Raw genomic sequence first — 24,536 nt, forward strand, 5'->3', positions numbered from 1 at the left:
GTGCCGGCCTGAACCCCGGCCTACGGGGCGGGGCCCCCCCGCCCCGCCCCGATGCGTGTGGCCCGGCCGGAACGCCAAGACGCCCCCCCCGCCCCCCCGGCCCCCCTCCCCCCCCGCGGGCCCGCCCCCCCCCCCCGCCCCCCCCCTCCCACCCCCCCCCGCGCCCCCCCCCCCCCCGCCCCCCTCGGCGTCACCCGAGAAGGTCACCGACCGTCCCGTCGGGCCGGTCCGCCAGCTGGTGCAGGACCTCGGCCAGTTCGGCCGCGAGGTCCCGAACCAGCGCCTCATCGGCCCGTGCCTCGTCGTACATCATGGCGAGGCGCAGCGGCTTGACGTCCACGGAGACGATGAGAGCGGCGCCGACCCGGGAGAATCCGGCGGTGCCTACCACCCGGAGCCCGCCGGTCGGGGCGTCGTGGAAGCTGTGCGGGTAGTTGTGGATGAGCAGCAGCGTGTCCCACAGCGCCCCGCCCGTACCTGAGCGCTCCTGCAGGAGCCCGAGGTCGGCCGTGAACAGCTCCTTGAGGAGAGCGCCGCGGTGGTGCAGCGTGCGTATCCAGTCGGCCACCGTCTCCTCGCGGTTCAGCCTGAGGCCCGACGGGAGCGTGTTGATCATCAGGCCCAGCATCCGCTCGATGTCCAGGACATCGGCGTCGCGGGCGGAGAAGACCGAACCGAACTGGACGTCGGTCGCACCCGTGCGCCGCGCCAGCACCGCGGCCCAGGCCGCCTCCAGAACGGTGCTGACCGTGACGCCGTGATCCTTTGCGAACGCCTCCGCCCGCGCGGGCAGCGGGAAGCGCAACTCCCGGTAGCGCTCCGCGGACGGTCCCACCTCGGGAACGAAGAGCGTCTTGGGGGACAGCTCCTTGAGCTGCTCGTTCCACAGCCGTTCGGCCGCCGCCCGCTGCCGCGGCAGCAGCCACTCCACGTAGTCGCTGAAGGGTGCGCGCGGATCGGCGACCGGCTCGGGGCGGTTGTCGCGCAGTGCCGCGTGCATGTCGAGCAGCTCGTCGTAGAGCTGGGAGAAGCTCCATCCGTCGAGCAGCACGTTGTGCCGGGTCCACACCATCGCGAAACGGCGCGCGCCGAGCCGCAGCAGGATCATCCGGCTGAGCTGAGCGGCCTCGGCGGGGAATCCGCTGCGCCACTCCTCCTCCAGCAGGTCACGGCGTCGCCGCGCCTGCTCATCGGCCGGGTACCCGCTCCAGTCCTCGTACCGGAAGGAGGGCTCTGTGGCGGGGTGCACCTGCTGCTCGGACTGCTCCGGCCGCTCGTGCCAGCGCACGGAGGTGCGCAGTACCGGGTGGCGCTCGACCAGGCGCCGGAACGCGGTGCGCATGGACTCCGGGTCGACTTCGCCGTCAAGGAGCAGCTCGGCGGGCACGACGTACACGCCCCTGCCCGGTGCCGCCGCGGCCTCCCGCAGCATCTCCCGCTGCAACGGCGTGAGCGGGAAGCGCGTGGGACTCGCCGCGGAGGCGGAACCGGGGGCGGCGGCCGCCACCTTGGCTCCGTCACCGGACTCCCCGGCCGCCGCGGCCAGGGCGGCGAGTGTCGAGTGCCGGAACAGCGCCGGAACCGTGAGCTGCATACCGACCCTGCGTGCCTTGGCGACCATCTGGATCCCCAGGATCGAATCCCCGCCGAGCTGGAAGAAGCTGTCCTCCCGGCCGATCCGGTCCACTCCGAGCACCTCGGACCACAGGGCCGCGAGCATCAGCTCACGCGGGCCCAGCGGCGCCTCGTAGCCGGAGTCGCCGCCCGGGGCGGTGGTCCGGGCAGCGCGTTGCGGTACGGCTGCGGGTGCGGGGAGGGCTGCTCGGTCCAGCTTTCCGCTGGCCAGCACGGGAAGGCCGTCGGGCAGCTCCATGTACATGGTCGGCAGGGCGAACTCCGGCAGCCGGTCGGCCAGGTGGTCGCGCAGTTCCTGCTCGCCGCCGGGCGGACGGCCGCAGTAGTACGCGACGAGCCGGAGGCCGCCGTTCCCTTCCGCCGCCACGACGGCAGCCTCACGGACTGCGGGATGGGCGAGCAGCGCGGCCTCCGCCTCCCCCGGCTCCACACGGACTCCACGCAGCTTGATCTGCCGGTCGATGCGGTCCACGTACTCCAGGACCCCGTCGGAGCGCCAGCGCGCCCGGTCGCCGGTGCGGTAGAGGCGCCCTCCGGGAAGTGTCCCGAAGGGATCGGGCAGGAACCGCTCCGCGGTCAGACCCGGCTGCCCGCGATAGCCGCGGGCGAGCTGGACTCCGCCCAGGTACAGCTCACCGGGGACACCGACGGGCTGCGGGCGCATCCGTTCGTCCAGGACGTACGCGGTGGTGTTGGCCGCGGGTCCGCCGATCGCCACCGAGGCGGGCAGCTCCGGCACCGGCCAGCAGGTGACGTCCACGGCTGCCTCGGTCGGTCCGTACGCGTTGAACATCCGCACGCCCGGCAGCACTTGCTGAACACGTGCGGCGAGTGCCGGGTCCAGCGGCTCGCCCCCGCTGAACAGCACCCGAAGCCCCGTGCACCGCGCGGCCTCGGGCTCGTCGGCGAAGAGCCGCAGCAGCGAGGGGACGAAGTGCGCCACAGTGACGCCGTGTTCGGTGATCAGCCGGGTCAGCTCGCTGAAGTCCCGGTGGCCGTCCGCGCTGGGCAGCACGGCCGTCGCGCCCATGTGGAGCGGCCCGAAGAGCTCCCACATCGCGTAGTCGAAGGTGGGTACGGCGTTCTGGAGCACGACGTCCCCGGCTCCGAGTCCGCAGTCGCGCCGCATCCAGCGGAGCCGGTTGACCAGGGCCCGGTGGGTCACCATGACGCCCTTGGGGGTGCCGGTGGAACCCGAGGTATACAGCACATAGGCGAGGTTGCCGGGGCTGGGCCGGAGGCCGGCCCGGGCGGCGGGCTTCGCCGCCGCGCCGCACCGGTGCATGCCCGAAGCGTCCACCAGGAACTCCGCGCCCGCGTCGGCCAGTACGAAGTCCCTGCGCTGTGCGGGCCAGTCCGGACCGAGGGGCAGGAAGGCACCGCCTGCCTTCGCCACGGCCAGCAGGGTGACGAGCAGCCGGGTGGAGCGCTCCAGACAGACCGCCACCACCGACTCGGGACCGACCCCGAGCTCGCCCAGACCGGCGGCCAACTCGGTTGCCTCGGCGTCGAGTTCCGCATAGCTGAGGTGCCGGTCGGGGCCGATGACGGCGGTGCGCTCCGGGGTCGCCCTCGCCTGCTCTTCGAACAGCTCGTGAACGCAGCGGTCCGGGCCGAGGTCGGCCCCGGTGTCGTTCCAGTCCTTCAGTACCAGCCGGAGCTCCGCCTCCCCGACGGTGTCGAGCTCCGACAGCGGCCTGTCGGGCTCGGCCGCCGCAGAGCGGAGCAGGGCGCCGAACCGGTCCGCGAACGCGACGACCGTCGCCTCGTCGAAGAGGGCTGTCGCGTACTCGATGTCGATGAGCAGCTCATGGGGAGCCTGCCAGGCGTACAGGCTGAAGTCGTACATGGCGTAGTGCCGCGGCACCGGGAACGGCTCAGCCGAGACCTCGCCCAGATCGGCGCGGAGATCCGGGGGCGTCGGCTGGAGATTCAGGGTGCTGGAGAACAGCGCGGGCCGGGACGCGTCCCGCTCCTGCGCCAGCTCGGCGAGCACCCTGCTGAACGGCACATCGCTGTGGGCCATGGCCCCGAAACCCGCCTGCCGGGTGCGTACGAGCAGCTCGCGGAAGGTGGGGTCGCCGCCGAGGTCGCCGCGGAAGCACACCATGTTCAGCAGCGCGCCCGTCATCTTCTCCAGACCGGGCTGCGAGCGCGCGGTCACCGGACACCCCACCACCACGTCCTGGGTGCCCGCCCAGCGGCCGAGCAGCGTCTGGAACGCGGCGAGCAGGACCGTGAAGCGGGTTGCCCGCTCCTCGCGCGCCAGGGCGTCGAGCCGGTCGACGACGCTGCCGGGAACCGTGAAGCGGTACCTGCGTCCGTCGATGTCACGGACCGCGGGGCGGGGCCGGTCGAGCGGCAGCTCGATGTCGGTCGCACCGTCGAGCTGCTCACGCCAGTAACCGAGCTGTGCGCCCAGGTCCAGGGAGTGCTGCCGGTGGGTGTGCTCCGCGTACGACGGGGCGGGCTCCGCCGGTTCGCGGCCGGTGTAGAGGCCGCCCAGCTCCTCGCACAGCACCTCCATCGACGGTCCGTCGGCGACGATGTGGTGGCCGTACAGCAGGAAGACATGGTCGGTCGTGGACAGGCGGACGAGCTGGGCACGCAGCAGTGGGCCCGCGGCGAGGTCGAAGGGCTCGGCGAGCCGGTCGAGCGCGAGGGCACGGACCGCTGCCTCGTCCTCTGCGTCCCGCCGCTCCAGCGTCAGCCGAGGCGCGGCGTCGGGCGTCAGGATCTCCTGGACCGGGCGCCCTTCGGGGTCGACGGGGAAACGGGTACGCAGCGCCGCGTGCCGCTCCACGAGGCGGTCGAGGGTGCTCTGGAGCCGCTCGGGGTCCAGCGGGCCGGTCAGGCGCAGTGCGAGCAGCTCGGTATAGGCGAGGTTTCCGGGGGTGACCTGCTCGGCGACCCACTGGGATTCCTGCTCCGGGGAGAGCCGCAGCCTGCCGGAGGCGGGCAGGGCGGCCCGCGGTTCCGGAACGGCCTGCGTCCGGGCGGGACGGTGCGCTGCCCCGGCCTCCTGCTCCGCTGCGGCGGGGAGTTCGCTCACCGCCTCGGCCAAGGCCGCTGTGAACTCGTCGAACGCGGGATGGAAGAAGATCAGCGTGAGCGGCAGCGTCTCACCGAACTCCCCCCGCAGGGAGGCCATCAGCCGGGCCCCGCCGACCGAGTCGCCGCCCAGTTCGAAGAAGTCGGCGTCGCCGTCGAATCCGGTCCGGCCGAGGACGTTCTCCCAGGCCCTGACGGCTGCCGCCCTGATGTGCCCGGGCGAAGCGGTGTGCGTGTCCACTGCGTCTCTCTTCATGAACGGTCCTGGGTGAGGGCCTCGGAGCCGAGGTGTGCCTCGAGTTCGTCCTCGTCCACGTGGTAGCGGGTGGAGGAGGTGTCCGGGAGGTCTCCGATCCTCAGGTCGGGGTCGGACACGGCGGCGGCGAGCATGGTCGAGAAGGTCTCGATCGACTGGACGACCATGTCGTGGTCGAACAGGTCGAGGGCGTACTCGAACCGCCCGAAGGCGCCGAGCCGGCTGTCCCAGAGGGTGAGCGTGCTGTCGTACAGCGAGGTCTTCGGGTCGGTGTCGAGAGGGCTCAGCCGCAGCCCGGACATCGTCACCGGGTCGTCCCAGCGGAGGAACAGGTAGCGCAGCTTGAACAGCGGTGTCCAGGAGGTGTCGTGCTGCGGTGCGAACCGGTCGACCATCGCCTGATAGGGCACCTCCGCGTGGGACAGCGCGCCCGAGACGATCTTCCGCACATCCGTGAGGGCGCTGCGGAAGGTCTGTTCGGGACGCAGCCGGGTGCGCAGCAGCATCGGGCGCAGCAGCAGGCCGAGCAGACTGTCCGGTGCGCGGTCGCGGTTGGCGGTCGGGGAGCCGAGGATCAGATCCGGTTCGCCGGTCACCCGGGTCAGCGAGGCGGCCAGGGCGGTGTAGGCCGTCATGAAGGGGGTGACGCGCTGGGCCCTGCTGAGCGCGTTGAGTTGCTTGGTGGTCTGCTCGGGGAAGAGCATCCAGGCCCGGTGGCCCGCGAAGGACGGCTGAGCCGGCCGCTCACCCCCCAGCGCCGCCTTCAGCGGGAAGGTCACCGGCTCCGGCGCTCCGGCCAACTGCGCGTCCCAGTAGGTGAGCTGGTCGTCGAGGCGTCCGCCGCGCAGCCGGGCGCGCTCCTGCTCCGCGAACACCCGGAAGGGGATCGGCGTCGGCAGATCGGGGGTCCTGCCCTGGAGCAGCGCCCCGTAGACGGTGAAGAGTTCCTTCAGGAAGACCGTGAAGGAAACCCAGTCGGTGATCATGTGGTTCTTGACCGCTGCGAGTTGGTAGTCCTCGGCACCCAGGGTGATGAGGGCGAGCCGCAGCGGCGGAAGGTCCGGGTCGAAGGGGCGGCGGCCGACCTCGGTACGGATCTCACGCGCGGCGCGCATCCGCTCGGCCGGGGCCACGCCGGTGACGTCGAAGCGCTCCAGCAGGACAGGGAACTCCCCGGGTGCCCCGATGCGCTGGAAGGGCTCCCCGCCCGCCTCGCCGAACGCGGTGCGCAGCACCTCGTGCCGGGCCACCACGGTCCGCAGCGCGTCCTCGATCAGCGCGGGTCGCAGCGGGCCGCGAATGCGCAGCGCTGTGGTGACGTAGTTGGCCGGGCCGGGCGGCAAGGCCTTCTGCATGCGGTACATCCGCTCCTGGTCGATCCCGAGCGGTGCGGAGGTGCCGGAAGGGGCCGAAGCGGCGGCAGGGTCGGACATGTCCCGGCCGTTCGAGTCTTCCGGGATGACCGGGACGGCCGGTGACGCCGCGGAGACGGCCGGCATGGCGTCCGGGGCTTCCCGGTAGTCCTCCTGCACCCCCGCCAGCAGGTCGATGCTCCGCTGCGCCTGCTCCAGCGGGATACCGAAGTCGACCAGGCAGGCGGCCTCGTCGACACCGGCGTCGGCGAGCCGGTCGAGGAGGCCGCGTACGGTGGCCGGCGAGCCGATGAGAGCCGTCTGGCGGGCGTAGCGCTCGTAGGCGAAGTCGAGTTGGGCCTCGATGTCGGCGCCCCCGGCGTCCGCGCCCGAGGCGTCGAGCATGTCGCTCTGCTGCTCCAGATAGCCCCGCAGATACTCGCGCAGCGGCTCACGGCACCGTTCCCGCGCGGCAGCCGCGTCCTCCTCCAGATAGGTGTGCAGCATCACGCTGACCGTGCCGCTCTCGGGGTCGTGTCCGTGGGCGGCACGCTCCTTGCGGTAGAGGGCGATATGCGCGGCGAGTTGCTCTGTCTCGGTGCCGATGAGCCCGGTCAGGATGTTGGCGCCGAGGCGGCCGGCCTTGCGGTAGGTGTCCGGGTTGCTGGAGCAGGTGATCCACACCGGGAGTTCGGGCGTCACCGGGCGGGGGTGGATGTGCGGAGTGATCTGTGTGTCACCGGGGCCGGGGAAGCCCACCTCCTCACCCCGCCACAGTCGCTGGACCAGCGGAATGGTGTCGAAGGTGTACGCGCGCCGGTCCGCGTACTTGTCCGGGGCGAGCACGAAGTCGGTGCCGTGCCAGCCGGTGGCGAAGGAGACACCGACACGGCCGCCGGAGAGGTTGTCGATGACGGACCAGTCCTCGACCACGCGCACCGGGTGGTGCAGGGGCAGCACCAGGCTTCCGGCGCGGATCTGCACCCGTTCGGTGGCGGTGGCCAGGGCGGCGCCCAGGACCGACGGGTTGGGGTAGATACCGCCGAAATCGTGGAAGTGCCGCTCGGGGGTCCACACCGCGGCGAACCCGAGCCGGTCGGCCTGCCGTGCCGTCTCCATGAGGAAGCGGTACGGCTGGTCCTTGTCCCCCGCCGTGTTGGCGAAGTAGAACAGGCTGAACCGCAGGGGCCGCCGCGGTGACCGGACCGCCTTGCGGCCGCGCAGCCGCTCGGCGAGTTCGGCCCGCTGCCCGGGCGAGAGTGCGTCGAGGCGCTCTCGCAGCGCGCCCCGGAGGTCGCCGGTGGTGTCCCGGGTCATGCCGTCGCTCCTTCCGGTCCGGTGCCGAGCAGCCGGGCCAGTTCGTCGTCCGAGAGATCCGCCAGCTCGGCGGCCAGGTCGTCGAGTTCGGCTGAGGCGTCGTCGGGCGAGCCGGGGTCGAGCACGGCGGAACCGTCCTCCGCACCGGTGGTCTCGCCGTCGATCAGCGCGGCCAGTTCGGACACCCCCGGCGCCTCGAAGAGGTAGCGCACGGGGAATTCGGTGTTCAGTTCCCTGCGCAGCCGGTGGACGACCTCGGCCGCGAGCAGCGAGGTGCCGCCCAGGCCGAAGAAGTCGTCGTCGGCGTTGATGTCGTCCATCCCGAAGGCTTCGGTGAACACGGCGAGTACCACCGCCTCGGTGCCGCTGCGGGCACCGTCCGGGCGCTGTCCCGCTCCGGCCGTCTCCGCGGTGGCGGCCCCGGTGTCCACCGCCGCGGGTACGGCCCCCGGCGCGGCGGACTGGTGGGAGCGGACGGGTGCGTCCAGCCAGTAGCGGTCCCGGGCGAAGGGATACCCGGGCAGTGCGGCCTGGCCACGCCGCTCGCCGTCGTAGTACGCCGCCCAGTCGATCTCGGCCCCGGCCTCCCAGGCCTGGCCGAGCGCGCCGAGCAGCTCGTCGGCCGGCTCTCCGCCGCCGGTCAGCGGGAGCGACGCGACGGGCGCGTGCCGCAGCGTCCGCAGATGCCTGCGGGCCAGCTCCGTCATGCCCTTGCCCGCGCCGACCTCCACGAAGAACGTGTCCGGTTCGGCCGCGAGCAGATCGAGGCCTGCCCCGAAACGGACCGTGCCGCGTGCCTGGGCCGTCCAGTAGGCCGGGTCGCAGGCCTGTTCGGCTGTGATCGGCTCCCCCGTCAGACAGGAGATGAAGGGCGCGGACGGCTCCCGCAGGCGTACGGCGCGCAGTTCGCGCGCGAACGCGGGCAGCATGGGGTCGAGCATCGCCGAGTGGAAGGCGTGCGATGTGTGCAGGACCCTGTTCTGCACACCCTTCTCAGCAAGGTTCCGGCGCAGTCCGTCGACCACTGCCGAAGGTCCGGACAGCACGCACTGGCGCGGTCCGTTGACCGCCGCGAGGTCGAGGCCCGCGACGCGTGCGTGCTCGGCCGCCTCGTCCTCGGACAGCGCGACGGCGAGCATGCTCCCGGCGGGCAGCGCGGCCATCAGCCGGCCGCGGGCGGCCACCAGACGCAGTGCCGCGGGCAGGTCGAAGACTCCGGCCAGGCAGGCGGCGACGTACTCGCCGATACTGTGCCCGGCCATGGCCCGGGGAACGACCCCCCAGGCCTGCCACTGCCGGGCCAGGGCGTAGGAGTACGCGAAGAGGGCGGGCTGGGCGTTGTCGGTGCTGTTCAGAGCGGTCGCGTCGGCGTCCGGGTCGAGCAGCAGGCCGCGGAGGTCCACGCCTTCACCGAGCAGCAGCTCCAGACAGGTGTCGAGCTCCTGGCGGAAGACGGGGGCCACGCGGTGGAGCCCTGCGGCCATGCCCGGGCGCTGTGCCCCCTGCCCGGGGAAGAGGAACACCGCCGCGGGAGGTTCACCGGCGACCCTGATCCGTCGGGTGTCCACATCCCGCAGCCTGGCCACGGCCTCTCCCGCGTCGGCGGCGACGACAGCCAGCCGGTGGGGGAGCTGCCGCCGTCCGGTGGCCAGTGTGTGGGCCGCGTCTGCCAGCCGGTGCGTGTCAGTGCCCGCGTCCGTGCCCAGGTCCCCGTCCGGCTCACCGAGCGCGTCGGCCACGCGCAGCCGCCACCGCTCGAGGGCCTCCTCGTCGACGGCCGAGAGCACCAGCAGCTCGCGATCACGCGGGGTCGGCGCCACCGGGGCCGCGGCCGGGGCCTGTTCGAGCACCACATGGGCGTTGGTGCCACCGACACCGAAGGAGCTGACGGCCGCGCGCCTGGGGCTGTCCCCGGACGGCCACGCCGTGCGCTCCACGGGGACGTGGAACGGGGAGTCCTCCAGCTCCAGCAGCGGATTGGGCTTCTCGAAGTAACTGCTGGGCGGGATGACCCCGTCGCGAACCGCCAGCGCGGCACGGATCAGACCGGCCACACCGGCCGCGGCGTCCAGATGCCCGATGGTGGCCTTGGCCGAGCCCAGGGCGATCCGCCCGCCCTCGCACGCCGCGCCGTGCGAGGCGTCGCCGGACGCACCGTAGGCGCTGCGGAGCGCCTCGATCTCGATGGGGTCGCCGATCCGGGTGCCGGTGCCGTGTGTCTCGATGTATCCGACGGTGTGCGGGGCCACATCGGCCAGGGACAGTGCGTCGCGGATCACCGCGGCCTGGCCCTCGACGCTGGGCGCGGTGAAACCGACCTTGGCCGAACCGTCGTTGTTGAGGGCCGAGGCGCGGATCACGGCGTACACCCGTCGTCCCTCGGCCACGGCGTCGTCGTACCGCTGGAGCGCCACCGCACCGGCCCCGCTGCCTCCGATGGTCCCTTCCGCCCGGTGGTCGAACGGGCGGCAGTGGCCGTCAGGGGAGCCGATGCTCCCTTCCTTGTAGAGGTATCCGATGCGGTGCGGCAGTTCGATGGTGGAGCCGCCCGCCAAGGCGAGGTCGCTCTCGTGGGAGAGCAGGCTCTGCACGGCCTGGTGGACGGCCACCAGCGAGGCGGAGCAGGCCGTCTGCACGCTGACGGCGGGTCCGCGCAGGCCGAGGCGGTAGCTGACGGCGCTGGCGAGGAAGTCCTTGTCGTTGAGGATCCGCGCTTCCAGCATGTTGATCGAACTGCCCAGGGCGGGCACCGCGTTCAGCCACAGATAGCGGGTCATACCCGCGGCGGCGAAGACGGCGGCGCGCTCCCGGTAGCGGTCCGGGTCGCAGCCGGCGTCCTCGAGGGCCGCCCAGGCACACTCCAGGAAGATCCGTACCTGCGGGTCCATCAGCCGGGCCTCACGCGGCGTGTATCCGAAGGCCTTGGCGTCGAAGCGGTCGTGGTCCTCGAGCGGCGCGCCCGAGCGGACGTAGTGCGGGTCGTCCACGAGCGCGGGGTCCTCGCCTGCCGCGATCAGTTCGTCGCGGCTGTACTCCACCACCGCCTCGGTGCCGGCCAGCGCGTTCTGCCAGAACTCGGCGACATCGCGGCTGCCGGGGAACCTCCCGGCCATGCCGACTATCGCGATCAGATCCTCGGTGTCCGTCTGCTGTGCCATCTCTCCCCCGTCGGCCATCTGCCCCTCTTCCCCGTCAGCCATCTGTCTCTGTCCCCCGTCAGCCATCCGTCCCCGCTTTCCTGCGCCGGTGGAACCGGTTGCGCGCCGTGCGCCGGCCGGCGGTGTCCGTGGCGTCCTGGCCGTTCGCGTGCTTCGCGGCCGCTCCGGACGCGTCCGCGGACTGCCGGTCCCCCATGTGCGCGGCAAGTGCCGCGATCGTCGGATAGGCGAACAGGTCCACGAGCCGGGGCGCGGTTCCGGTATCAGCGCCGGTGCCGACCAGCTCGGCCAGGCGCGCGTGCACCCGGATGAGCAGCAGCGAATTGCCGCCCGCGTCGAAGAAGTTCTCGTGGATGCCGATCCGCTCCACCCCGAGCACCGAACACCACACCTCGGCGAGCTGCCGTTCCAGCGCGCTGCGCGGGGCCACCGGAGCCGCGGTCCGGCCCCCCGCCGCTTCCGGCTGCGCGGGTGCGGCGGCCAGCGCCTTGCGGTCCACCTTGCCGTTCGGGGTCGTCGGGAAGGCGGTCAGCAGGGTCAGGTGCTCCGGCACCATGTAGGCCGGCAGGCTGCGGCGCAGGTGCTCACGGAGCCGGTCGAGGTCCGGCGGCGCCTCGGCCGGGGTGGCGACGGGCAGCTCGGCCCCGGTCATGTCCGGTCGGCGGCCGTAGACGATCCCCACCTCGAGTTCGCCGAGGATCGTCCGGCTCGCGGTCTCGAAACCGTGCCGCTCCAGCTCGGCCAGCACCTCGTCCCGCCGTACGTCTCCCTCGACCTCGACGGCCACCTGCCGTACCCGTGGCCAGTCGGCGTCGTCGAGACCGGCGAGCACGTCCAGTTCGGCCCGCTCCACATCCACCTTCAGCAGGCCGATGTCGGCGAGGCCGTGTTCGGCGATCAGCTCGTGGAGGGTGGTGAGCCGGCAGCTGAACCGCTCGCTGCGGTACTGATCCGCCAGGAAGGCGTCCACGTCCTCGGAGTCCGCCGACGGCATCAGCACCGCCGCCCGCCTGCGGTCGGCTTCGGGGTCGGCATAGCGGCCGGACAGGCCGGTCAGCGCCGGGTAGTAGGTGAACTCGGCCGTGCCAGGGGTGTCGGCGAGACCCGCGTTGACCAGCACCGCGTCGATGCCGTTGGCCCGCACGGTGCGGCTGAGCCGGTCGAAGGTCGGCGGGATCGGTTCGACGGAGAGGATCCGCGCGGGTCGGCAACTCCGGTGCAGCCACAGCGTGGTGCCGCCCACGTTGGCGCCCGCGTCCAGCACGGTCATGCCGTCCCACAGGCGCAGGAAGCCGTCTCCCAGGTAGTCCCCGTCCTCGAAGATCTCCTTGTGGATCTCGGCGGCGGCCCGGCGGTCCCCGGTGGCGACCACGCCGCCCGTCGGAAGCGGGATCAGCTCCGGGTCGCCGGCTTCCGCGGCGGTGAGGGCGGCGCCCCGAGGGCGTATCCAGGCGGCGAGCGCCGCCCGGTCCCCTTCCCCCACCACACCGGTGATGGCCCGGTCCACGGCGGGGAAGGCCTCGATGTGCGCCTCGATCTCACCGAGTTCGATCCGCCGCCCACGTAGCTTGACCTGGTCGTCGATGCGTCCGCGGTACTCCAAGGTTCCGTCCGGTCGCAGCACCGCGAGGTCTCCCGTGCGGTAGAGACGCGCTCCCGGCGGACCGTACGGGTCGGGCACGAACCGTTCGGCGGTCAGCGCCGGCCGGCCCCAGTAGCCGCGCGCCACGCTGTCGCCGCCGATCAGCAGCTCGCCCGGGGTGCCCACGGGCACCGGCTCGCCGTCCTGACCCACCAGGTGGAAGCGGGTGTTGGCGACGGGGCGTCCGATCGGCGGGGGTCCGTCGCCCGTCACCGGCTGCGCGCTGGACCAGATGGTGGTCTCCGTGGGGCCGTACATGTTGAGCACCCGGCCCCGCAGGGTCTCGGAGAGCCTGCCCGCGAGCGCGGCGGGGAATGCCTCTCCCCCGATCACGAGCTGTTCCAGCTTCTCCAGGGTGGCGAGTCCGGCGTCGGTCTCGGCCAGCGCGAGCGCCAGCGACGGCGTGCACTGGAGATGGGTCGCACCGTGCCGGGTGAGCTGGGCGAGCACCGAGTGGTCCTCCTGGGGACCCGCCTGGGCGGCGGCACGTGCCCAACGGGCTCGCAGGTCGTCCAGATGGGGCAGCGAGGCGAGGACCTGCTCCGGGTCGATGCCGAAGTCGATGAGGCAGGCGATCTCGTCGACCCCGGCGGCCGCGATCCGCTCCACCATCGGCTCGCATGACTCCGGAGACCCGAAGAGCCCGGCCTCGCTGGCGAACCGGTCGTAGTAGCGCTCCAGGAGCACATCCAGCTCCTCGGGCGGCAGCGCCTCGAGATCCGCCGCGTCCTGGACGCTGAGCAGCCGCTTCACCAGGCCGAGGGAGCTGCGCAGATAGCCGACGAACGGCTTGCGGGCCCGCTCCCGGACCGCCTCCGCGTCGCCGTCGACGGCCGTGTGCACCATCAGCGCCACCCGGCCGCGGCCCGGGTGGCCCGCCTCGTCCCAGGCCCGGCGGTAGCGGGCCACCTTCTCGCCGAGCTCCTCCAGGCTCTGGCCGAGCAGGTGGGTGAGCAGATGTACGCCCGCGCGGCCGGCCTCCTCGAAGGTGGCCGGGTCGCCGGACGACGTCAGCCAGACGGGCAGTCCGCCGCGGGCCGGCCGCGGATGGGTGCGCACCTCGATGGTGGCTCCCGCGCCGTTGTCCCTCTCCACCGGTTCGCCGCGCCAGAGGGCGCGGACGGTGTCCATCCCCTCCAGGAGCACCCGCTTGCGGTCGGCATGCCGGCCGGGGGCGAGTACGAAGTCGTCGGCCAGCCACCCGGAGGCGAAGGACACTTCGGCCCGGCCGCCGGAGAGCCCGTCCACGACCGCCCATTCCTCGGCGACCCGCAGCGGGTCCTGGAGCGGCAACACCACGCTGCCCGCCCGGACGGCGATCCGCCGGGTCACCGCCGCGACGGCGGCACCGGTCACGGAGGGGTTCGGGTACAGCCCGCCGAAGGGGTTGAAGTGCCGCTCGGGCGTCCACACTCCCGCGAAGCCGTGCTCGTCCGCGTACTTCGCGCCCTCCAGGAGCAGCCGGTACGGCTCGTGGCCCTGGTCGCCCTCCGCGCTGGCGAAGTAGAAGAGGCTGAAGTCCACCGCGGGGCGGGGCGCCGAGCGCTCCTCGCTCTGGAGCACGACGGTGACGCCGCGCGCCAGCGTCCACAGCAGTTCAAGGCCCGCGATGTCGAAGGAGATGCTGGTGGTCGCCAGCCACACCGAGCCCTCGGCCGCGGTGATGTGCTCGTCCATGGCGTGCAGGAAGTTGGTGAGGGCGCCGTGCGGCACCGTCACGCCCTTGGGGGTGCCGGTGGAGCCGGAGGTGTAGATGACGTACGCCGGGTTCTCCGGCCGCACCGCGGAGCTGACGTCCGGCTCCGCACCGGCCGCGTCCAGCGGCCCCGCGGCGTCTGCGTCCAGCGGGTGCGCACCGTCCTCGTCCAGCAGCTCCGCACCGGTCAGCACCAGGGACGCCCCGGAGTCCGCGAGCATCTGCCGGCGGCGCCGCTCGGGGTAGTCCGGATCCACCGGCACATACCCGGCGCCCGTCTTGAGCACCGCGAGCAGTGCGACCGGGAGGTCTTCGGTGCGGCGCATCGCCACGGCCACGAGCTGCTCGGGGCCCGCTCCCCGGGCGATCAGCCGCCGGGCGAGGCGGTTGGCCCGGGAGTTGAGCTCGGCGTAGCTGAGCCTGGTGTCGCCGCTGATCAGCGCGGTGGCCTCCGGGGTGCGGCGGGCCTGCTCGGCGATCCGCTCGTGCACCAGCTCGCGGTTCGGGTAGTCGCGCGCGGTGTCGTTGAGGCGGCGAAGGGCGTCGGCGTCGGCTTCCGTGGTCATCGGCAGCCGTGCGAGAGGTGTCCCGGGCTCGGCGACCGCGCCGGACAGCAGCGTGGTGAGCTGTTCGGCGAACCGTCTGATCGTGCCGGCGTCGAAGAGGTCGGTGTTGTATTCGAGCACTCCGGTGGCGCCTGAGGCGTGCCGTTCCACCGTCAGGATCAGATCGAGGGTGACGGAGCCGTAGTCGAGCCCAAGCCACTCGGCGTCGATTCCGGGGATCCGCAGCGTGCGGTCGCCGGTCTCGTACCACGCGAACATCAGCTGGATGATCGGGGAATGGCTGAGCTGGCGGGACGGCTGGAGCTCGTCCACCAGCTTCTCGAACGGCATGTCCGCGTAGGGGTAGCAGGCGAGCGCGTCCGCCCGCACCCGGTCGACGAGTTCACCGAAGGTCAGGCCCCCGGTGACCTCGCTGCGCATCGCCATGGTGTTGGTGAAGGCGCCGACCACCCGCTCCAGTTGGGGGTCGGAGCGGCCGTCCACCGGGGTGCCCACCACCAGGTCGGTGCGCCCGGTGCTGCGGTGCACGAAGGCCAGGAAGCCCGCGAGCATCGTCATGTACGGGGTGGCACCGCGCTCCGCGCCGAACCGGGTCACGGCCGCGGTCAGCTCGTCGCCGAACTCGAACCGGTGGGTGGCCCCCGCATAGCTCTGGCGGGCGGGACGGGTGCGGTCGGCGGGGAGTTCCAGCAGTTCCGGGACATCCGCGAGACGCTCCCGCCAGAAGCCGAGACTGTCCGCGAGTGCGGGTCCCGACAGCTGCTCCCGCTGCCACATCGCGTAGTCGGCGTAGTGCAGGGGAGGTTCCGCCGGCAGGTCCTCCCCGCGGTAGAAGGCGCTCAGCTCCGCCAGGACGATGTCCATCGACGCCCCGTCGGCGATGATGTGATGGGCCATCAGCAGCAGTGCGTGGTCCTCGGCGCCGAGCCGGACGAGCAGCGCGCGCAGCAGCGGGGCCCGGCCCAGGTCGAAGGGGCGGCCGGCCCAGGTCTGGAGCACGGCGGGAAGCTCCGCTTCGGTGCTCTCCATGCGTTCCAGGGCGACCTCGGCGGTGTCTTCCACCACCTGGAAGGTGCGTCCGGCGGCCTCGGTGAAGCGCGTGCGCAGCGCCTCGTGCCTGGCCACCACCGCGGTCAGGGCCCGGCTCAGCGCCGCCTCGTCCAGGGCGCCTCGCAGCCGCAGCGCCGCGGGCACCTGGTAGACCGCCTGTTCGGGCGCGATCTGCTCCAGGAACCAGAAGCGCTCCTGCGCGAAGGACATCCGGGAACTACGTATCTCAGCCATGGTCAGCTCTCTTCCGCAGCATCGTCGTTGAGTAGTTCGGCAAGACTGCGGCGCGCGGCCGGGCGCAGCGGCGCGGGGCCGGGCGGCGGGGCGCTGCGGCTGCCTTCGAGGGCCGCGTCCAGGCCGGCGGCGAGGTCGCCGAGGGTCTCCTGCTGCAACACGAGCTGGAGCAGTACGGGTACGGGGAGCGGGTAGACCTGGGAGAGCCTGCGCGCCAGCCTGGCGGCCTTCAGGGAGTCCCCGCCGAGCTGGAAGAACTTGTCCTGCGTGGTCGGCTGCCGGGTGTCGAGGAGTTCGTCCCAGAGCTCCGCCAGCTGACGCTCGGTCGCGGTCCGCGGGGCCCGCCCGCGCGGGGTGTGCAGCTCCCCGGGGTCGGGCAGCAGTGCCGGGTCGAGCTTGCCGTTGGGTGACAGCGGCAGTTCGGACAGCACCACGAGCCGGCCCGGGACCACGGACTGCGGGAGTGTGGCGGTCAGCGAGGCGCGCAGCTCGTCGAGGTCGAAGCCGTTGGGGTCCGGCACCTCCAGGTAGCCGACCAGACCGCCTCCGCGCAGGGTGACATGGGCGGCGGTGACCGAGGGGTGGCGTTCGGCCGCGGCCTCGATCTCGCCCGGCTCCACCCGCAGCCCGTGCAGCTTGAGCTGACGGTCGCCGCGGCCCGCGAAGACCAGCTCCCCGTCGGCCCTGCGGTAGGCCAGGTCGCCCGTCCGGTACATCCGGGTACCGGGCGGGCCGAAGGGGTCGGGGCGGAACCGGTCGGCGGTCTGTGCCGGGTCGCCGAGATAGCCGCGGGCCAGTCCGTCGCCGGCGATCCAGAGTTCTCCCGTGACGCCGTCGGGCACCTGGGCACCCGACGCGTCGAGCACGTGCAACCGCACGTTCTGGAGGGCCCGGCCGATCGGCAGGCTGCCGGATCCGGACAGCTCCGCGGGGAAGGGGACGGGCACCGGGTACATGCTGGCGCTGACGCTCGCCTCGGTGGGGCCGTAGGCGTTGACGACCAGGCAGTCGTCCCGCAGCCGCCCGGAGAGCTGCCGCAGGGCCTCGACGGAGACCGGCTCGGCGCCGACGCTGATGCCGCGCAGCGGAAGGCCGTTGCGGCGCGCCGCCTCGGGTGCCATGTACGGCGCGAGGAAGGTGCTCTCGATGCCGTGCTCGGTCAGCCAGTCCAGATGGTCCTCGGGGGTGGTGCGGGCCCGCTCGGGCGCCAGGTGCACCTCGCAGCCGCGGGCGAGCGCGGGGAACAGCGCGTAGACCGAGGCGTCGAAGCTGAAGCTGGCCCACACCGCGGCCCGGCAGCCCTGGGGCACCAGCGCGTCGTAGTGGGGGTCGGTGATCAGGTTGACGACTCCCGCGTGCGGGATGACGACGCCCTTGGGCCGGCCGGTGGAGCCGGAGGTGTAGATCACATAGGCCGGGTGCCGGGGGTCGACCGGGGTGTGCAGGTCGTCTCCGGACAGCTCCCGGGTGTCCGGCAGGGCTCCGGAGAGCACGACGGCCGGCTTGGCGTGCTCCAGCATGTACGCGCGACGGTCGCGGGGATAGGCGGGGTCGACGGGGAGGTAGGCGCCGCCCGCCTTGAGCGTGGCGAGCATGGCGACGGGTACGTCCAAGCCACGCTCAAGGGCGACGGCGACGATCCGCTCGGGGCCCACGCCGCGCGCCGCAAGATGGCGGGCGAGCCGGTTCGCGCGCTCGTTCAGCTCGGCGTAGCTCAGCCGCTGGTCCTCGTGCACGAGGGCCGTTGCCCCGGGGGTGCGCCGGGCCTGCTCCTCCACGACCTCGTGCAGCAGCCTCGGTGCGTCCTGCGCCGGACGCCGCTCGGTGGCGTTGAGCCCGCGCAGCCGGTCCTGCTCCGGCTCGGTGAGCAGCGGCAGCGCGGAGACGGGGGAGTGCGGCGCGGTGACGGCGCCCCGGATCAGGGTGGTGAGATGACCGGTCAGCCGGTCGACGGTCGCCTCGTCGAAGAGGTCGGTGCTGTAGACCACGGCTCCCGCGATGGTGCCGTCGGGCCGTTGCTCCAGGGTGAAGGTCAGGTCGAACTGGGTGGCGCAGAAGTCGGACGGCAGCGGTTCGCGCTCCACCCCGGGCAGTGCGAGCCCTTCGCCCGGCATGGTGTGCAGGGAGAACAGGACCTGTACGAGCGGGCTGTGGCTGAGGCTGCGGGACGGGGCCAGCTCCGCCGTCAGCCGCTCGAAGGGCACCTCCTGGTGGGCGAAGGCCGACAGCGCCGTCTCCCGCACCCGGCCGACCAACTCGGCGAAGCTCGGGTCGCCGGCCAGTGAGGTCCGCAGCGCCAGGGTGTTGACCAGGAAGCCGACCACCCTGTCGAGTTCCGGCCGCAGCCGGCCGGCGACCGGCGAGCCGACGACGAGGTCGTCCTGCCCCGTGTAGCGGTGCAACACGGCCTTGACCCCACCGAGCAGCACCATGAACAGGCTGGCCTCGTGTTCCCTGGCCAGCTCCTCGATCGCGGTGACCAGCCCGGCGTCGAGGGTGAAGTGGTGGGTGCCGCCGCCGAACGACTGTGCGGCGGGACGGGGCCGGTCCGTGGGAAGTGCCAGTACCTCGGGCGCCCCGGACAGCTGCCGGCGCCAGAACTCCAGCTGACCGGCGAGGTCCCCGCCGGTCCCCCCTTCCGCGCCCTGGGCTGCCCCGTCGCCGGGTCCCCCGCCTGCGAGGCGATCACGCTGCCATTGAGCGAAGTCGCGGTATCCGGGCGCTGGTTCGGCCGGTATCGGCAGCGGACGGCCCGCGTACAGCGCGCTCAGGTCCTCGAAGAGCACCCTCAGCGACCAGGCGTCGGCGACGATCTCGTGCACGGTGAGCTGGAGTACGTGGTCCTCGTCGCCGAGCGGCACCACAAGGGCCCGTACCAGCGGCGCGCTGCCCAGGTCGAAGGGGCGGTAGGCCTCTTCGAGCAGCGTGGCCCGCAGTGCTTCCTCGTCCCCGGGGTGGTGCGGCCCGGCGGTACGCAGCTCGAGGGTGACCTCGCCGACGCCTGCCACGATCGCCAGGCGCGACTCCCCCGTGCTGATGAAGGAGGTACGCAGTGCCTCGTGCCGCTCGGCGAGGGCTTTCAGCGCGCCCCGCAGGGTCCCGGTGTCCAGGGGACCGCGCAGCCGGTAGGCGAAGGCGTTGTTGTACGCGGCATTGCCCGGCTTCAGTTCGTCGAGGAAGAGGAACTGCTCCTCTCCGAAGGAGGGCAGGCCCCGCGTCGGGTCGTCGCGTCTGGGGAGCGGCAGCAGCCGCGCGCTTCCCTCCCGTTCCGCCTCGGCCTGCCGTACGGCGTCGGCGAGCTCGCCCACCGTCCGGCCCTCGAACATCAGCCGCATCGGCAGGTCGACCCCGTGGGCCTCACGGATCCGCGCGACCACCTGGGTGGCGATCAGGGAGTGGCCGCCCAGGTCGAAGAAGTTCCGGTCGGCGGCGACCTCGTCGACCCCCAGGGCCTCGGCCCAGATCCGCGCGATCGCCTCCTCGGTGGCGTCCCGCTCCCCCGGCGTCCCGCCGTCCGCGGCCGTGCGCGCCACCGGGGCGGGGAGCGCGGCACGGTCGGCCTTGCCGTTGGGGTTGAGAGGGATCCGGTCGAGTACGACCAGGGCGCTCGGCACGAGCTGGGCCGGGAGCCGTTCGCGGACGAACTCGGCGATCTCGTCGACAAGTCCGGCCCGTTCACCGGCGACCGCGCTCGCGGGCGCGGGTTGGTCCCCTGAGGGGCCCGTGGGGACGACATAGCCGACCAGACGCTTGTCGCCCGGCCGGTCCTCGCGCACGGTGGCGACGGCGGCGACCACCGCCGGGTGCGCCCGCAGCGCCTCCTCCACCTCGCCCAGTTCGATCCGGAAGCCGCGGATCTTCACCTGGCCGTCCAGCCGGCCGCCGAACTCCAGCACTCCGTCCGGGCGCCGGGTCACGCGGTCCCCGCTGCGGTACATCCGCGCTCCACCGCCCGCGAAGGGGTCGGGGAGGAAGGAGGCCGCGGTGCGCTCGGGGCGACGCCAGTAGCCGAAGGAGACCCCGGTCCCGCCGATGTACAGCTCGCCCGGGGTGCCGTCGGGTACCGGCCGCAGTTCCTCGTCGAGGACGTACAGAAGCGTCTGGTCGATCTCGGTGCCGATCGGGACGCCGTCGGCCTCTGCCGGAAGCCCGGCCGTGTCGTAGACGGTGGAGAAGGTGCTGGCCTCGGTCGGACCGTAGCCGCTCAGCAGGCGTCCTCCGGGCGGCAGATGCTCGCGCGCCGTCCTGACACTGCCGGGGTCGGCCGCCTCGCCTCCGATGATCAGCTGGGGCACGCTGGCGAAGACCGAAGGCTCGGTCCGTACCGACTCGTTGAAGAGCGAGGTGGTGACGAATACCGTGCTGAGTCGCTGTTCGCGAACGAAACGCGCCAAGTGGCGGGCGGAGAGCATCACATCCCGCTCGATGGCCACCAGGCAGGCACCGTTGAGCAGCGCCATCCACATCTCCAGGACGCTCGCGTCGAAGGAGAGGTTGCCGCCGAAACCGACCCGGTCGTCGGGTCCGAGATCCATGTAGCACGTGTCAACGACCAGCCTGATGACGGCTTTCTGGGTCGTCAGCACCCCCTTGGGGCGGCCGGTGGAACCGGAGGTGTACATCATGCAGGCGGGCTGGGCCGCGGACTGCCGGCCGGGGCGGTCGGCGGGGCACGCCGCGATCAGCTCGGCGTCGCCGTCCAAGCGCACCACGGGGATGTCATCCCAGGGCAGCAGCTTGTCGTGCGGCTCCCGCGTGACGACCAGATCGAGCCCGGCGTCCTCCGCCATCCACTCAAGCCGCTCGGCCGGGTACGACACGTCCAACGGCACGTAGACCGCGCCGCATTTGAGCGCCGCCAAAGCCGCGACGACCATGTCCGACCGGCGGTCGGTGCATATCCCGACGAATGCGCCCGGCCGTACTCCGCGGTCGGTCAGATGGCCGGCCAGCCGATTCGCCTGGACGTCCAGCTGCGAGTAAGTCCACTCATCGGAGCCGAAACCCAGGGCGGGCCGCTCGGGTGCCCTATCGGTGTGATTCTCGAAGATCCCGGCAAGAGTGGATGGCTCAACTCGCGGCATATCAGGTCTCCGTCGGCATGAGGGGCGTTCCAGCGCTCAAGATCGAAGTCAGAACCTTCCCAGAAGTCGCCACTCAAGATCAAGATCTTTCATTATCAGTCGCAACTGTGCATGATGGTGCTGAAGTTGGCGGCGCTCCGCACACCGCAGCGGCCGGGCCGACTGCCACAGGACCACTGCCGATGGAGGTTGCGCGTGACGGTCGAAGCCACGTCCGAAAAGGCCGACGCAAAGCTGGACCGCCCCCTGCTGATACTCGGCGCCGTGATGTCGGTGGGCACCTTCGCGGCGGCCCTGGACGCGACGATCGTGTCCCTCGCCCTGGACAGCATTCGTTCTGAATTCAGCACTCCGCTTGAGACGATTCAGTGGATCATCACCGGCTATCTCCTCGGAATCGCCACCGTTATTCCGGTGACCGGCTGGGCCATCGACCGCTTCGGTTCCCGGACCATGTGGCTCGCGGCCATGGGGCTCTTCCTCGCCGCGTCACTGTTCTGCGGGTTCGCCTGGTCCGCCCCGGTCCTGATCGCGTCCCGGGTGGTCCAGGGCTTCGGCGGCGGCATGATCGTGCCCATCGCCCAGGCCATCCTGGCGCGCGCCGCGGGCCCCTCCCGGGTGGGCCGGACCATGGCCCTGGTGACCATCCCCACCCAGTTCGCCTCGGTCATCGGACCGACCCTCGGCGGACTCCTGGTGGAGACGACGAACTGGCGCTGGATCTTCTACATCAACCTGCCGGTCTGCCTGGCCGCCGGACTGCTCGCCGCCAAGCTCCTCCCGCGCGACGAGCCGGAGGGCAAGGCACGCCTCGACCTCACCGGACTGCTGCTGCTCTCCCCGGGGCTCGCCCTGCTGGTGTTCGGCGTCTCCCGGATCACCGGCGACGGCAGCGGGGTGGTCGCCCCCATGCTGATCGGCGCGGTCCTGCTGGCGGGTTACGTGGTGCACGCCCTGCGCACACCGCACCCCCCGATCATCGATCTGCGGCTCTTCAGCACCCGCTGGTTCCGGACCCTGGCCGCACTGATGGCCGTGTACGGCGCCTTCTTCTTCGGCGCCGTCTATCTCTTCCCGCTCTACTTCCAGGAGGCCAGGGGCCACTCCACGCTGCAAGCCGGGCTGGACGTGGCGCCCAACGGCATCGGCCTGCTGCTGATGCTCTTCCTGGGCGGCACACTCGCCGACAAACTCGGCCCCCGGCCCGCCATGCTGGCCGGCCTCGGCACGCTGGCGGTGGGCACCCTCGTGTACACCCAGCTTCCGTCCGACCCGCCGGTGTGGCTGCTGTGGATCGCGCTGGCCGTACGCGGCGCGGGCGTCGGACTCTGCGTCGGCCCGCTGATGGCGGCGGTGTTCCAGGGCGGACTCCCCAAGGACTCGATCCCCCGTGCCACCACGGCCATCAACATCCTCCAGCGCGTGGGCGGCTCCTTCGGCACGGCACTCTTCGCGGTGGTGCTCCAGAGCCAGGCCGGACAGCACGCACCCACAGCGGCCGACTTCAGCCACACCTTCTGGTGGGTGACGGGCCTGATCGCCCTGGCGCTGGTGCTCACGTGGTCGCTGCCGCGCGGGCGCCCCGCGGAAACCGCCGCGGACCACTGAGAGCCGGCCCGGACCGAACAGAAGGCGTGACCATGAACAGCCCCCTCGGGGATGCCGTAGCGGAACGACCCGCACTGCCGGACGGCGGTCCACTGCCGCTGGCCGTCGAACCCCTCGCTCCCGGCCTCGACCTCGTGGACTGGGCGTCCAGCCACAGCGAACCGCTGCGCGAACGCGTCGACCGGCACGGCGCCGTGCTGCTGCGCGGGTTCTCCGGCGTCACCGCCGAGTCCTTCGAGACCACCGTGCACAAGGCCTGTGGCGCACCCCTCGAGTACGTGGAGCGCTCATCCCCGCGCCACGCCGTGCACAAGAACGTCTACACCTCGACCGACCACCCCGCGCGCGAACGCATCCACCTGCACAACGAGCAGTCGTACAACGTCGTCTGGCCCCTGCGCATCTGCTTCTGCTGCCTGACCGCACCAGGCTCAGGCGGCGCCACCCCGCTGGCCGACTGCCGCAAGGTGTACGCGCGCATACCCGAGGCCGTCAGGCAGCGCTTCGCCGACCGCGGCGGCTATCTCTACGTCCGCAACTTCGGTCATGGCGCGGGTCTCAGCTGGCAGGAGGCGTTCGGCACCGCTGATCCGGCCCAGGTCGACCGCTACTGCGCCCAGAACGACATCACGACGCAGTGGGGCCCCGACGACCAGCTCCGCACCACCCAGCGGCGCCCCGCCTCGGCCCAGCACCCCCGCACCGGCGAATGGACGTGGTTCAACCACATCACGTTCTTCCACATCTCCACACTGGGCGCCGCCATGGCCGAGGCACTCGTCGAAGCACTGGGTCCCGAGGCGCTGCCCAACAACACGTACTACGGCGATGGCACGGAGATCGAACCCGACGTCCTCGAGACCCTGCGCGCGGCCTACGCCGCCGAACTCGTCGAGTTCCCCTGGCAGCAGGGCGACGTCCTGCTGGTCGACAACATGCTGACCGCCCATGGCCGGGCCCCCTTCGAACCGCCCCGGCGGATCGTCGTCGGCATGGCCGATCCCCTCACCACCCGACAGGTGACCACGTGACCCCCCTGCGTCGGCGCACGCCCGTACTGCGCACCTTCCACGCGGCACCGGACGCCGCGTCCCGGCTGGTCTGCTTCCCGCACGCGGGCGGCTCCGCTCCCTACTACTTCCCGCTCTCGCTGGCCCTTTCACCGGCCGTCGAGGTGTTCGGCATGCAGTACCCGGGCCGCATGGACCGCAGCGACGAGCCCGCGGCCGAGGACATCGCGACACTCGCCGACGAGGCCGCGACCCTCATTGCCGCCGCACCGCAGCCGCCGCCCGCCCTCTTCGGTCACAGCATGGGCGCCCTCGTCGCCTTCGAGACGGCCAGAAGGCTCGAGCAGCAGCACGGGATCACACCGTCCGTACTGATCGTCTCCGGAATGCGGTCCCCCTCCCAGCCCCGCCGCTCCCAGGACTGGGACCGCGAGGAGGTACTCCTCGACGAACTGCGACTGCTCGCCGGCACCCATCCCGGACTGCTGGAGAACGAAGAGCTCAGAGAGCTCTTCCTGCCGGTCCTGCGCAGTGACTTCCGGGCGGTGTCCACCTACCCGGGCGACACCACCACCGTGCTCTCCTGCCCGATCACCGCCTTCTCCGGCGACGAGGACCCGGTCACCCCGGACGGTATGGAGCACTGGGCAGCCCACACCTCGGCCCCCTTCACCAGCCGGTCATTCCCCGGCGACCACTTCTATCTGACCGGCTTCCCCGCCCCTGTGGTGGATGGCATACGGGCTGCTCTGGCCCGGCGTTAGGTACCGCTCCTCGCCCGCAGTCCACCGCTCGCAGCGGCACATCCAGCACGCGCGACTGCGACGAAGTCCGTCGCCCGCGGCGGCAGCATTGTGTACACATGAGTCACTCGGTA

The 24,536-nt window shown here is 72.2% G+C and carries 8 protein-coding genes; 3 read left to right on the forward strand and 5 right to left on the reverse strand.

Features of this window, described 5'->3' with window-relative positions:
- Positions 1-190 precede the first annotated feature (190 nt).
- The 5 genes from ACFV6V_RS26960 to ACFV6V_RS26980 are packed head-to-tail and all read right to left on the reverse strand — an operon-like array spanning position 191 to position 21,041.
- Positions 191-4,942, reverse strand: coding sequence for an amino acid adenylation domain-containing protein (locus ACFV6V_RS26960; RefSeq protein WP_385569848.1), 4,752 nt, complete (start codon positions 4,940-4,942; stop codon positions 191-193).
- Positions 4,939-7,611 carry a MupA/Atu3671 family FMN-dependent luciferase-like monooxygenase gene (locus tag ACFV6V_RS26965; protein WP_385569850.1) on the reverse strand — a complete coding sequence of 891 codons (2,673 nt, stop codon included), beginning with the start codon at positions 7,609-7,611 and terminating at the stop codon, positions 4,939-4,941. The genes ACFV6V_RS26960 and ACFV6V_RS26965 overlap by 4 nt, the downstream gene beginning before the upstream one ends.
- Entirely contained in the window at positions 7,608-10,811 is a 3,204-nt protein-coding gene (locus ACFV6V_RS26970; protein WP_385569853.1) for a type I polyketide synthase, read from the reverse strand. The genes ACFV6V_RS26965 and ACFV6V_RS26970 overlap by 4 nt, the downstream gene beginning before the upstream one ends.
- Positions 10,812-10,827: 16 nt before the next feature.
- Positions 10,828-15,957, reverse strand: a complete 5,130-nt coding sequence (locus ACFV6V_RS26975; RefSeq protein ID WP_385569855.1) for a MupA/Atu3671 family FMN-dependent luciferase-like monooxygenase — start codon at positions 15,955-15,957, stop codon at positions 10,828-10,830.
- Positions 15,958-15,959: 2 nt separating this feature from the next.
- Entirely contained in the window at positions 15,960-21,041 is a 5,082-nt protein-coding gene (locus ACFV6V_RS26980) for an amino acid adenylation domain-containing protein (protein WP_385569858.1), read from the reverse strand.
- A gap of 195 nt (positions 21,042-21,236) precedes the next feature.
- Between ACFV6V_RS26980 and ACFV6V_RS26985 the strand changes: the two genes are divergently transcribed.
- From ACFV6V_RS26985 to ACFV6V_RS26995, 3 genes are read left to right on the forward strand one after another with little or no spacing between them, the layout of a single operon-like run.
- Positions 21,237-22,649 (forward strand): MDR family MFS transporter, encoded by a 1,413-nt coding sequence (locus tag ACFV6V_RS26985; protein WP_385569861.1) that lies wholly within the window; start codon positions 21,237-21,239, stop codon positions 22,647-22,649.
- A gap of 32 nt (positions 22,650-22,681) precedes the next feature.
- Positions 22,682-23,680: a TauD/TfdA family dioxygenase gene (locus ACFV6V_RS26990; protein WP_385569863.1), complete on the forward strand. Its 999-nt coding sequence runs from the start codon at positions 22,682-22,684 to the stop codon at positions 23,678-23,680.
- Complete coding sequence (locus tag ACFV6V_RS26995; RefSeq protein WP_385569866.1) at positions 23,677-24,423, forward strand: thioesterase II family protein; 747 nt, start codon at positions 23,677-23,679, stop codon at positions 24,421-24,423. The genes ACFV6V_RS26990 and ACFV6V_RS26995 overlap by 4 nt, the downstream gene beginning before the upstream one ends.
- Positions 24,424-24,536: the final 113 nt, after the last annotated feature.

The organism is Streptomyces sp. NPDC059828, assembly GCF_042731955.1.
Taxonomy (GTDB): domain Bacteria; phylum Actinomycetota; class Actinomycetes; order Streptomycetales; family Streptomycetaceae; genus Streptomyces.

Excerpts from the sequence above, each read along its gene's own strand:
- ACFV6V_RS26960 (WP_385569848.1), bottom strand. The coding sequence starts at position 4,942 with ATGAAGAGAGACGCAGTGGACACGCACACCGCTTCGCCCGGGCACATC.
- ACFV6V_RS26965 (WP_385569850.1), bottom strand. The coding sequence starts at position 7,611 with ATGACCCGGGACACCACCGGCGACCTCCGGGGCGCGCTGCGAGAGCGC.
- ACFV6V_RS26970 (WP_385569853.1), bottom strand. The coding sequence starts at position 10,811 with ATGGCTGACGGGGAAGAGGGGCAGATGGCCGACGGGGGAGAGATGGCA.
- ACFV6V_RS26975 (WP_385569855.1), bottom strand. The coding sequence starts at position 15,957 with ATGGCTGAGATACGTAGTTCCCGGATGTCCTTCGCGCAGGAGCGCTTC.
- ACFV6V_RS26980 (WP_385569858.1), bottom strand. The coding sequence starts at position 21,041 with ATGCCGCGAGTTGAGCCATCCACTCTTGCCGGGATCTTCGAGAATCAC.
- ACFV6V_RS26990 (WP_385569863.1), top strand. The coding sequence starts at position 22,682 with ATGAACAGCCCCCTCGGGGATGCCGTAGCGGAACGACCCGCACTGCCG.